The following is an 11,932-nucleotide window of genomic DNA, read 5'->3' on the forward strand; positions in this document are numbered from 1 at the left end:
TTATCAAAAAAAGGTTGGTGTGTTAATATGGTGTATGCACTTGTTGCAGGAACGATTGCTATATATGTTGGTGTTACAAAGTATGTATTAAATGGAGTAGGAACAACAAAATGAATAATATTACATAAAATCCCTTTCATTTGTAAAAAGAATGAAAGGGATTTTTTATTTTTGATGTGAATATGCTGAAAATTTAGTATGATAATAAAGTGAAACTTTAATCAGCGGGGAGGTCTATCCCTCACTGATTACTAGCCCGCACGAAACGGGTTTTTACTGCCCACAAATAGCGGGATAAAGTATATACATCTTGGATAAAGGGGAACAAGGGGATGACAAACATAGTACAGACAAACGGTATGAAAAAACTTGTTTGTTTTTATGAAGAGTGGCAAAAAAACGGCGATGTAGAGAATAGTTTGAAGTTGTTTGAAGTGATTCAAAAATATAAACAAGAGCAGCTTATGCTAGCTTTTTGTGGTCATTTTTCTGCGGGGAAATCGACAATGATGAATCACCTATATAAAGCGCAATTATTACCGACAAGTCCGATTCCAACGAGTGCTAACGTTGTTAAAATTGAAAGAGGATCTGATCGTGTTGTTGTAACGATCAAGTCTGGAGAACAGTATGAATATGACGGCGCATATTCAGCAGAAGAATTAAAACAAATATGTAAAGACGGTGATGAAGTAATTGGTGTTCATATTTATCGAAATGATGCGCCAATTCCTGATGGGGTTATGTTAGTTGATACGCCCGGAATTGATTCTACGGATGATGCCCACCAATTAGCGACGGAATCAACACTGCATCTAGCAGATGTTATTTTCTATATGATGGATTATAACCATGTCCAATCAGAGGTTAACTTACAGTTTGTTAAAGAATTGAAACAACGTAATAAAACGGTTTATCTCGTTGTAAACCAAATAGATAAACATAAAGCAAATGAGTTATCGTTTGAAGAGTATAGAGATAGTGTAAAACAGTCTTTTTTTAACTGGGATATTGAAGTAGATGGTATTTTCTATACATCATTGCGAATGATGAATCATCCATACAATGAAATTCAAAGTTTAGAAGCATTAATCTTTTCTATCATGAAAGAAAAAGAGCAGTATGTAAGAAAGGGAATGGAGCGAGAAACAGAATATTTACTGCAAGAACATTGTTCGTTTATTCTTTCTGAAAATGAAAAACATCTCATGAAATATGAAGAAGAATTAACATCACCACTGTCACTTTCAGAGATAGTTGAAAAAAAGGAAGAGTTAACTGAAAATAAAGATCGGGTGGCTAGTAAAGAATCTGATGTGAGAAATGAATTTATAAAAGGTTTACAAGCCATATTAGATAACGCGTATTTAATGCCATTTGAAATGAGAGAATTGGCAAATAAATATTTAGAAACGAAATTAACGAAGTTTAAAGTTGGTTTGTTATTTGCGAAAGGAAAGACGGAGCAAGAAAAACAGAGACGTGTAGATGCTTTTTATTCTGCTCTTCAAAAGACTGTTGAAACGCAACTTGATTTTCATGTGAAAGAATTTATTGTAGCCTTCTTAAAAGAAGAAGGGTTATTTACAGAGGAAATAGGGAAAGACATATATGCGTTAGAAATTGCTTTCGGACCGGAAGTGTTGGTTGAAACAATTAAACAGGGGGCTGGATTTACCGGTGATTACTTACTTCTTTATACTGCTGACGTTGCAAATGAGTTAAAGAAAAGATACTTTATGAAATCTCAGCAAATCTTTGGAAAAAGTACAGGTATATTGCAGAAGAAAGTGAAGATAGAGATTGCTCGTATTGAAGAAGAAATTGAAAAATACACGATGTTACAAACAGCAAAAGAAACAAAATTACAGTACATTAAGACGTATGAGGAATATGAGAGCTATTTAGGAGATATTTGGAATGAAAATGTTTCTATACCAGATGGATTGCAAATAGACGAAATATTACAAAGTAAAAAACAAGTTGTTAGTGAGAAGTTTAAACTACAAGAGCAAGAAATTGTAAATGATAACGTAGCGGCTAGTGAAGAAGAGATTAAAGGAACGAAAGCTTTAAATATTCAGCGTATATTAGAAAAAGTGAAGAAAGCTGAAACGATATTAGATCCATTGCCTACATTGAAACATCTACAGCAAGAAGTAGTTGGAAAAAGACAGCGTGTAGAAACGAAGCAATTTACAGTAGCGTTATTTGGAGCTTTTAGTGCTGGGAAATCATCATTTGCTAACGCATTGCTCGGTGAAAAGGTACTTCCTGTATCGCCAAACCCAACGACAGCAACAATAAATCAAATTTTGCCAGTTACAGAAGATAAACCACATGGAACGGTAATTGTCCAGTTTAAGTCAGAGCAAGCGCTGTTAGAAGATATGAAAGCTGTTTATAAAATGTTTCACTATGAAATTGCTACATTGGAAGAAGCGTTAACGAAAATTGATCAAATTATGAAATACCCTTCACCAAGCGGGAAGCAAAAAACAACATTTAGCTTTTTGCGAGCGGTACAAAAAGGATATGAGGCAGTTGCTAATCATTTAGGGGAACAATTACAAGTTACGTTAGAGGAGTTCTCTGATTATGTAGCTAATGAAGAAAAATCATGCTTTGTTGAGTATATGGAGCTTTATTATGATTGTGCTTTAACAAGGCAAGGAGTAGCTCTTGTAGATACACCAGGGGCGGATTCTATTAACGCGCGCCATACGGATGTTGCATTCCAGTATATTAAAAACGCAGATGCTATTTTATTCGTAACATACTATAATCATGTTTTCTCTCGTGCGGATCGTGAATTTTTAATTCAGCTCGGTCGTGTAAAGGATACATTTGCACTTGATAAAATGTTCTTCTTAATAAATGCTGCCGATTTAGCACAATCTGAAGAAGAACTTGAAATGGTAAAAGGTTATATTGCGGATCAGCTCCTGCAATACGGTATTAGAAATCCACGTTTATTTGCAATTTCAAGTTTATGTGCGCTTGAAGAAAAGCAAGGGAAAAGTATTGATAAAGAAAAGTATGGTATTTTACAAAACTCCGGGATTACTAAGTTTGAAGAATCATTTACGTCCTTTATGATGAGGGATTTAATGCTTGTATCTGTGCATGCTTTATATGGTGCATTGCAAGGAGCGAATCAGCTTCTTGTAAATATGATAAATGGCGCAAAGCAGGGAAATGATGAGAAAGAGAAGCAAACAAAAAAATATGAAGCAGAGCGTAATCAGCTACTTCATATTATTTCATCATATAGTGTACTTGCTGAAGAGCAAGCAATGCAAAATGAAGTGAAAGAATTGCTTTATTATGTACACCAACGTCTATTTTTACGCTATAACGATGTGTTTACTGAATTTATTAATCCGGCGTCGTTACGAACAGATGGGAATGTGAAAATGCAGTTGCAGCAATGTGTAATGGAATTAGTTTCATTTATTCAACATGATTTATTACAAGAAATGCGTGCGACATCATTACGTCTTGAAAAATGGATAGATGAAGCGATGAAGCGTGCAAAGGATGAAATTGTTGTGAATTGCAAAGTGGAAAATGAATCGATTTCTATGGGTGGAACAGTGGATTATGAATATAAAATTATTACACATAAAGAGCCGTTTCCTTCAATAGAAATAAAAGATTTTAAAAAGGCACTAGCACATTTTAAAAATGAGAAAAGCTTTTTTGAAAAAAATGATAAAGCTTTTATGCAAGAAGACGCTAAAGGAGTGTTAGAACCTTTCGTATCAAACTATGTAGTTGATGAAGAAGATTTATTCGTTCATCATTATAAGCAAGAGTGGGATGCAAAATGGAACCTATTCCAAAAAGTGATGCAGCAAGACGTTGAGAATTATTATGAAAGTATATTATTCGCTTTAGCTGAAACAATTGATGTATCGCTATACGAACAAAGTAAAGAAGAGCTACAAAAGCAGTTAGTAGAAATTGAAAAAGAAATTTATATTAAATAGCTGTTATGAAAAAAAGATTCGTTCAATTTTCTTTTGTAGTACAGTATCTAAAGATTTTACAAACCCTGCAAACTCATCAGTAGAAATCATATGGGTAAGAACTAAGCGTCTGCCGTCTGGTGTTTCACCGCATAAGACGAATGAAGAAAACTCATACGTTTTGTTTTCTACTACTAATTTTGGATAGGAATATGTGTCGCTCTTCTTTTTCTTTCCATCAATAGAGATGACGTTGCATTTTTTCTCATTGTTGTCCATGGTGAATCCCTCCTTTCTATTATCTATGGTAGACAAGGGGGGTTTAGAACAATAGAGGAGGGGGAATTTTTATGTCTGTTGTCATAGAGCGTATTTCGAAAGAAGCTATACCGAAATCTTTATTACTTCTTGCTGATCCAAGTGAAAGCCAAATTGATGCATATGTACAGAGAGGGTATACGTATATAGCTAAACAAGAAGAAAGAATCATCGGTGTATATGTGCTTTTGGAAACAAGACCAAGGACAATGGAAATTATGAATATTGCGGTTGTAGAGCATTTGCAAGGAAAAGGGATTGGAAAGCAGCTATTAAGTCATGCCGTAGAAACTGCTAAAGGATATGGTATGTCAAAACTTGAAGTTGGTACAGGCAATTCTAGTGTTTCACAACTTGCTTTATATCAAAAATGTGGATTTCGTATTTTTTCTATTGATTTTGATTACTTTTCAAAGCATTATGAAGAAGAGATTATTGAAAATGGGATTGTATGTCGCGATATGATTCGGCTTGCAATGGAATTGAATAAGAACGTATAACTTATTTAGGGGGAAGAGAAGATGGAAGTACATAAAGCAATTACAGCACATTCTCGTAAACAAAATGAAAGTGTAAAAGCATGTTTACAATTAGATGCGCAGCGTGAAGCAGCTATTGAAGCAGCCGTATCTCTTGCGTCAAAGGGGAAAGAATTTTCGGTTGATATCATTAATGTTGTAACAAAGCAAATTAATGATCTTGCAAAAAATGGTGTTACACTGCAGCGTAAATTTGTTACAGAAGAAATGGTTATGGAGTATGTAAGTCGTTTGCAAGAGAAAGAAGGTCGTTAAAGATGATAGTTACAGTCGAATGGTTACGTGAGCATATAGAAGATGAGAATGTCCGTATAATCGATTGTCGTTTTGATTTAGCGAATCCTAATTGGGGTAGAGAAAAGTATGAGGAAGAACATATTCTTCATGCGTTATATTTTGATTTGAATTTAGATTTATCAAGTCCTGTAACAGAACATGGTGGTCGCCATCCATTGCCGAATATTGAGGAGTTTGCAGACAAGCTTTCACAAGCTGGTATTGGTGAACATACGACAGTAATTGCATATGACAGTCAAGCGGGTGCAAATGCTTCTCGTCTCTGGTGGTTATTAAACTATGTAGGACATGAGAAAGTATATATATTAGATGGCGGATTTCCAGCTTGGAAAGAGAATGGACTACACACAACGCCGAATATCCCAGTTATTGCACGAAAACCTTTTATACCGGAAATACAAGAAAATATGCTTGTAACGATGGAAGATGTGAGAGGGGAAATTCGTGCAGGTGCAAATATGACATTAATTGATTCTAGGGAACCAAAACGTTATGCTGGTGCGGAAGAGCTCGTTGATTCGAAGGCAGGGCATATTCCGACGGCAGTAAACTATTTTTGGAAAGATGGGGTTTTAGAATCGGGACACTTTAAAAACGAAGAGGAACAGCAAGGGCGTTTCCAAAATCTTGATAAAGAGAAGGAAACAATCGTATATTGTGGTTCTGGTGTTACAGCGTGTCCGAACATAGTTGCATTAAAATTAGCTGGTTTTCAAAATGTTAAATTGTATACAGGTAGCTGGAGTGATTGGATTTCTTATCCAGAAAATCAAATTGCAAAAGAAGAAGATTAATCACTTGCATGCAAAAATAATTTGTATTAAAATAAGGTCACAAGCAAGAGATTGCTTCAAAAAAATTATATTTTACACATTGGAAACAATGTGATAATATAACGACAAGTAAATAATACATCCTGCGGTGTGCGTAACTTATTTATGTCTAAAACCGATGTTAGTTTTACGGAAGCTCAATATTTAGTGACCATTATCAAGCCTTCCTTGTGGAGGAAGATATACGGTAACTGTGAGGGCATCCACCTGCGAGTAGCGGGTTTTTGGACATTTACGAGAGACGGCACTTGCGGGGGTCTTATTTCAACTAATAGTATATAAAATTCCTACGGTGTACGTAGCTTGTGTATGTCTTAAACCAATAAGTATAATGCGGAAGTTCAATATTTAAATGTAGATAGCAGGCCATCTTTTTAAGAAGGAAGTTACAAACATTTGTGAGAACATCCACCTGTGAAAGCAGGTTTATGGACATCTATAGATAACGGCATATGTGGGACTATATAAAAAACCTTACGTTTTATACGTAAGGTTTTTTTGTTGAATAAATATACTCATGTTATCTAGATTTACCTGTAAAGTTCCCATAATAAATATAGCACTTGCGGTCTTCATCAATTTCTCTTGAATCGAGGGTGAATTCCAAATATATTCCATCCCGTTGAATATATATAATATCTGAATGGAGAGAGGGTAAGATATCCTCGTAATTCCAAATATCTTTACTTTCTATCATAATTGAGCAGGTTTCCTTTAGTTCTCTAATTTCAAAACCTATGTGCGAATATGTAGGATCTGAAGGGTCGTTGGAAAAAGCTTCTTTTTGTATATATAACACTGCTGTCCCGTCTGGATCTACTGAAGTTGCAGTAACGATATATGTATTTCCATCTTTTATAAAATATTCACAAGTCATGCGCGCGACAATTTCAGAATTAGAAATATTTGCGTAGTTCCATAAAGCTGGATACCCGTTTGTTTCATCATTGAGCCGATATTCCAATCGCATTTTATCCCTCTTCTTCCTTTTTCTTCTACTTTATCATGACATCTTATATAATAGAAATATAATTTAAAAAGGGGAGTGCAAAGGTGACAAAAACGAAATGGCTAGTAGGTGGTGTCCTAACATCTTTAATGACGGGCACTTTATTTGGCTGCGCGCAAGATATTCCCCCCGAACCGAATGATAATAGTTGTTCTGATTGGGATTGGGATGATGAGCTTGGTGTTTGGCAGTGTGATGATAGTAGTTCAGGTTATCGTGGACATTACTTTTATGGTGGTACATACTATCAAAATAAATCCACCTTCAAAAATTCATCAGAGTTTAAAACTTATCAATCTTCGGCCGAATTTAAAGGTGGAATTGGAAGCGGTTCAAAAGGTGGATTTGGAGGTTAAAATATGTCGCAATACATAAAGAAAAGAAAAGAATTTTATTCGAATTATCCTCATTTCTGGTCGGACTTATATGAATGTGAGTATAGTTTGTTTCATGTTTTCCCAATAACAGAGCAAACAATGAAACAATTACAAGTAGCAACTGAACGAATGGGAAAAATATTTTTTAAGACTGCTAGAATTCTTCGGAATTTATCTAATGAACAGCTTCTTGAACTCGGTTTTCCAACTGCAAGCTTGCCTTTTATTAGACTGAAAGGGATGTATCCTGAATCTGTTATTTCACGATTTGATTTTGCTTTAACAGAGGATAATCGTATTAAAATGCTTGAGTTTAATAGTGATACTCCAACTTTTATTGTGGAATGCTTTCAAATGAATGGAAAAGTTTGTGAAGAACTTGACTATGATGATCCAAATGCAAATCAAGAGCGCTTACTTTCTTCTGGTATTACAAAAGCCGTAATGGAGTTTACAAAAGGAATGGAAGAGCCAAATGTTGTTTTCACAGCTCATCCTGAACATATAGAAGATTGGAATACGACTATGTATTTGAGTGGGCTATGTCATGTTGAAAATAAAGTGATGCCAATGACAGAACTTAGAATTACAGATGATGCTTTAGTAGATAGAGATGGTTTACCAATTGATGTTTTGTATCGCCAAACATATCCAATTGAAGACTTGATTGAAGATCAAGATCCCGAAACGGGGGATTTGGTGGGAGTAGAACTTTTGCAACTTGTAAAAGAAGGAAAGCTTTTTATTATAAATCCTTTGTCGGCCTTTTTACTTCAGCCGAAATCAATTCAATGTCTTATTTGGGGATTAGCAGAAGAAGGTGCTTTTTACACAAGTGAGGAACAAAAGTGGATTAAAGAATATATGCTTCCTACATATTTAGAGCCAGATTTATTTTTGGGGAAAAGTCCTTTCGTTCAAAAACCTTCGTTCGGTAGGGAAGGTGACACGATTACGATTCGTGATAAGGATACAAATATTATGATTCGAAATGCACATGAAACGTATAAATCGTCACTGCATATATTTCAGAAATATACAGAGCTTCCAGTTGTATTTTTGGAAACTGAAAAAGGAATTGAGAAGCTGTCGTACGTGTTTGGGGCTTTTTTAATTGCTGGAAAAGCGAGCAGCATCGGTATACGTGCCGGAGAAAAAATTACGGGAAATGAATCGTATTATTTACCGGTAGGTATTAAGAAGGAGGAAAATAAATGATTAATTTTTTACTGTATTTAGCAGTATCACTTGTACTTTTATGTATCGGTCTTTTTCTTATGGAAGTGACAACGAAAGTTAAGGAATTTAAGTTAATGGCTCAAGGGAATAAAGCGGTAAGCTATGTACTTGGAGGAAGACTACTTGGTCTTGCTATCGTTTTATATTCAACGGCTGCTAATTCTATTTCAATTCTTGATATGGTTTCATGGGGAGCTGTTGGGATCTTAGCTCAAATTATTGTCTTTTATTTAGCGGAATGGCTTACACCACGTTTTAATATTAATAAAAGTCTTGAAGAAGATAATCAAGCAGTTGGTCTTTTCCTTATGTTTTTATCAATTTCCATCGGAATTGTAATTGCTGGTTGTGTAACGTATTAAAACCCTTACATTTTAACGTAAGGGTTTTATTTTTCATTTGCTAATTTTTTGCAATATGTGTTCAATTAATTTATGTAGCCGAACGCTGAGCAGGATGCGTATTAGTGTACTAAACTCGAGATAGTTATTGTAATAAGGAAAAGTTTCCATACAAAGTGTTGACATCTATTTTAAATAAGAGTAACATTTTCTATGTAATTATAATAAGTCTCTGTTAGGTGAGGCTCCTGTATAGAGAAATGCTACTGCCCAAAAATGTCGAGAGACGCCAATGGGTCAACAGGAATGATCGAATTAAGGTTTTTCTTAACGTAGCTGGTAATGAACCTATGCTATACAGTGCTAAAACTCGGCGAGGGAGAGGTCCATAGATTTCTAATTGTATTGTATTATATTAGGAATCGCTTATTTGTGTATGCAATGACCTTTGCTCTCTTATGAGTAAGGGTCTTTTTTGTTAGCAAGCTATGAGTAATTTCATAGTATAGATTATAACTAAAAAATTAAAGAGGAGGTGAGGATCATGTCAAATTCTGACTCGGTTCCGTTACCCATATACTTCAAATCAAAAATATATGATGTAGGCAGGAAACGACTTGTTCCTCCCTCTATATTTATCATAATGTAGCGTTTATTCGAGTATTTAAGCGCTAGACACTTTCACAGTAAAGTGGATAAATTGAGAAACAAAGCGTTTCTTCCTATGTTGTAAAGGAGGAGACGATAATATGTTATATGTAAATAAAAGTGTGGGTAACACTTCGTATAAATTAAGTAAAAAAGCAATGAAAGAACAAACAATGCTTCAAAAAAATAAAGATTTATTAATTGAAATTGCAACAAGAGATGTAAAATCTGTATTTGCGTATTTTAAAACAACAAGAGACGGACTATCTATGAAAGAGGCACAAAAGCGTATTCAAGTATACGGCCGAAATGAATTAACTTCAAAAAGAGCGCGTATTGCGGAAGTAATGATGAAGCTAAGTGGAATGATCCCAGGTCTTTCAAAACAACATATGGGTGATGAATTACAATGTGAAACAGTTACTGTTTCTAGAGTAGCTGGCTGTAGCGTAACAGGGCTAAACAGTGAACTAAAAATGATGAAATTACCAGTACAAGAGCTTGTACCTGGAGATATGATTTTTCTTTCAGAGGGCGATACAGTGCCGGCAGATGTACGTATTATTTATGCAAATGATTTATTAGTAAATGAATCTATGCTGACAGGAAATAATGCTAGTATTGAGAAATTTGAAAGTTGCTATCATCTTGAACGTAAACGATTTATTCCATTAAAACGGATGAAAGACTATAATCCACTTGAACTTGAAAATGTATGTTTCAAAGGTACGTATATTGTTGACGGAAATGCAAAGGCTGTAGTTGTTTCGACAGGTAAAAATACGTATTCAGGAATACTTCATACTTGCTGCGGTAGAATGTCTTAATGTGTTAATGATGCTAAATATACAAAAACAATGTATAATAGACAAAGTTGAACAAAAACGTAGAATGGTAATCTATATATAACCTTACGTGATAACGTGAGGTTATTATTTTTTGTTAGTAGGAGAGGAATTATGAAAAAAGTATTATTAGTTGATGGTATGGCACTATTATTTCGTGCTTTTTACGCAACAAGTGTATATGGACAATTTATGAAACGACAAGATGGTACCCCGACGAATGGGATTCATGGTTATATGAAGCATTTATTAACAGCAATACAAGCAATCGAACCAACGCACATTGTAACGTGCTGGGATATGGGAAGTACGACATTTAGAACGGAATCTTTCTCGAATTATAAAGCAAATCGTGCAGCACCACCGGAAGAATTAATTCCGCAATTTGATTTAGTGCAAGAAATGACTGCGAAATTATCTATGCCTGTAATCGGTATGAAAGGTTATGAAGCGGATGATTGTATCGGTACGCTTGCAAAACAATATTGCAATGAAGCGGAAGTTTATATTTTGACAGGTGATACAGATTTACTTCAACTTGTTGATACGAATGTTACAGTTATGCTTCTTCGTAAAGGAATTGGAAATTACGAGTATTACACACCGGAAAAAATCATGGAAGAGAAAGGTGTAGAACCTTGGCAAATTGTTCATGCGAAAGCTTTCATGGGAGATACAAGTGATAATTATCCGGGTGTAAAAGGTATTGGTGAAAAAACAGCGTATAAGCTGATTCAAGAATACGGGACAGTATCGGCAGTGCTAGAAAATATAGCATCATTAACGAAAGCGCAGCGCACAAAAATTGAAAGTGATTTAGAGAATTTAAATATCTCTTTACAATTAGCGCAAATTCATTGTGAAGTTCCAATTTCATGCTTATTAGAAGAAGGGTTACACACAATGGACGAAGAAAAACTACGCTTTGTTTGTAACGAAATGAATTGGGGAAGACCTGAAATATTAATTAATATGCTTTAAAGAGTATGGAAAGGTTGATCAAATATATTTTTGATTAACCTTTCTTTTTTTTGTTCACAAAGTTGTCAGAAAATAAACGGAATTTTCATATGAAGTTCAAATGGAATTCACAACAATCAATTATTATAAGGACACACAGATAAATCCTTATCCCGCATTAACGGGAGATAGGACTTCTATCTCAGTATTATAGCTGAATAAAGAGTGATGACGGAAGAGTAACTCCCTGTAAAAGCCCGATTGATGTAGGCTAATAATTAGTGAGGGTAAATCCTCTCATTGATTAAAGTTTCAAGTTATCTTTTATATAAACCATCCCCCAAGGAGGAAAATAAACATGCGAAAAAAAGTGAGAAAATCCTTTAAACAATTATTAATAGAAAATAAACAATCCCTACTAACTAATAAAGAGAATATGAAAGAAATTGAAGAACGGATTGAGAAACGACATGTAGCATATAGTGCTGCTAGTAATTGATAATTTTGTTTATGAAAAAAGCTTGTAGTTTGGATATTATCCGAACTACAAGCTTT

12 protein-coding genes, 2 other RNA genes and 1 riboswitch are annotated in these 11,932 nt (G+C 34.7%); of the genes, 12 read left to right on the forward strand and 2 right to left on the reverse strand.

All coding sequences use genetic code 11. The features are described from left to right. Nucleotides 1-332: 332 nt before the first annotated feature. Nucleotides 333-3,992, forward strand: coding sequence for a dynamin family protein (locus tag MHH59_RS07905; RefSeq protein ID WP_340851031.1), 3,660 nt, complete (start codon nt 333-335; stop codon nt 3,990-3,992). Nucleotides 3,993-3,995: 3 nt separating this feature from the next. On the opposite strand, the gene MHH59_RS07910 is transcribed toward MHH59_RS07905, so the two are convergent. Next, nucleotides 3,996-4,250: a DUF3931 domain-containing protein gene (locus MHH59_RS07910; RefSeq protein ID WP_000369740.1), complete on the reverse strand. Its 255-nt coding sequence runs from the start codon at nt 4,248-4,250 to the stop codon at nt 3,996-3,998. 71 nt (nt 4,251-4,321) lie between these two features. On the opposite strand from MHH59_RS07910, the gene MHH59_RS07915 reads away from it, so the two are divergent. From MHH59_RS07915 to ssrS (MHH59_RS07935), 5 genes are all read left to right on the forward strand, one after another. Next, nucleotides 4,322-4,789, forward strand: coding sequence for a GNAT family N-acetyltransferase (locus MHH59_RS07915; protein ID WP_002011932.1), 468 nt, complete (start codon nt 4,322-4,324; stop codon nt 4,787-4,789). Nucleotides 4,790-4,810: 21 nt separating this feature from the next. Beyond that, the gene (locus MHH59_RS07920) at nt 4,811-5,083 is read left to right on the forward strand and encodes a YpbS family protein (protein WP_000451806.1); all 273 of its coding nucleotides are present in this window, start codon (nt 4,811-4,813) and stop codon (nt 5,081-5,083) included. A gap of 2 nt (nt 5,084-5,085) precedes the next feature. Further along, a complete protein-coding gene (locus tag MHH59_RS07925) occupies nt 5,086-5,919 on the forward strand; it encodes a sulfurtransferase (protein WP_201055924.1) in 834 nt (277 codons plus the stop codon). A gap of 116 nt (nt 5,920-6,035) precedes the next feature. Beyond that, nucleotides 6,036-6,218: non-coding RNA, 6S RNA (ssrS, locus tag MHH59_RS07930), on the forward strand. Nucleotides 6,219-6,239: 21 nt separating this feature from the next. Further along, nucleotides 6,240-6,423, forward strand: a non-coding RNA gene (gene ssrS, locus MHH59_RS07935) — 6S RNA. Nucleotides 6,424-6,478: 55 nt separating this feature from the next. Here the strand turns inward: ssrS (MHH59_RS07935) and MHH59_RS07940 are convergent. Further along, nucleotides 6,479-6,928: a hypothetical protein gene (locus tag MHH59_RS07940; RefSeq protein WP_340851034.1), complete on the reverse strand. Its 450-nt coding sequence runs from the start codon at nt 6,926-6,928 to the stop codon at nt 6,479-6,481. Between the two features lie 83 nt (nt 6,929-7,011). Here MHH59_RS07940 and MHH59_RS07945 point away from each other — a divergent pair, with 83 nt between their 5' ends. The 6 genes from MHH59_RS07945 (at nt 7,012) to MHH59_RS07970 (ending at nt 11,876) form a co-directional block, all read left to right on the forward strand. Beyond that, nucleotides 7,012-7,323, forward strand: a complete 312-nt coding sequence (locus MHH59_RS07945; RefSeq protein WP_002126505.1) for a hypothetical protein — start codon at nt 7,012-7,014, stop codon at nt 7,321-7,323. A 3-nt stretch (nt 7,324-7,326) separates the two neighbouring features. Then, nucleotides 7,327-8,562, forward strand: coding sequence for a glutathionylspermidine synthase family protein (locus MHH59_RS07950; RefSeq protein WP_340851035.1), 1,236 nt, complete (start codon nt 7,327-7,329; stop codon nt 8,560-8,562). Next, entirely contained in the window at nt 8,559-8,945 is a 387-nt protein-coding gene (locus MHH59_RS07955) for a DUF350 domain-containing protein (protein ID WP_078178002.1), read from the forward strand. Before MHH59_RS07950 ends, MHH59_RS07955 begins: the two co-directional genes overlap by 4 nt. A 203-nt stretch (nt 8,946-9,148) precedes the next feature. Beyond that, nucleotides 9,149-9,314, forward strand: a riboswitch (M-box (ykoK) riboswitch). A 359-nt stretch (nt 9,315-9,673) separates the two neighbouring features. Next, on the forward strand, nt 9,674-10,399 hold the full coding sequence (locus MHH59_RS07960) for a P-type ATPase (RefSeq protein WP_002126507.1): 726 nt from the start codon (nt 9,674-9,676) through the stop codon (nt 10,397-10,399). A gap of 132 nt (nt 10,400-10,531) precedes the next feature. Next, complete coding sequence (locus MHH59_RS07965; RefSeq protein WP_002126510.1) at nt 10,532-11,398, forward strand: 5'-3' exonuclease; 867 nt, start codon at nt 10,532-10,534, stop codon at nt 11,396-11,398. Between the two features lie 337 nt (nt 11,399-11,735). Continuing rightward, entirely contained in the window at nt 11,736-11,876 is a 141-nt protein-coding gene (locus MHH59_RS07970; RefSeq protein WP_001228051.1) for an FbpB family small basic protein, read from the forward strand. The last annotated feature ends 56 nt before the right edge of the window (nt 11,877-11,932 follow it).

Origin of the sequence: Bacillus sp. FSL E2-0195, assembly GCF_038003645.1 — a bacterium.
GTDB lineage: Bacteria > Bacillota > Bacilli > Bacillales > Bacillaceae_G > Bacillus_A > Bacillus_A mycoides.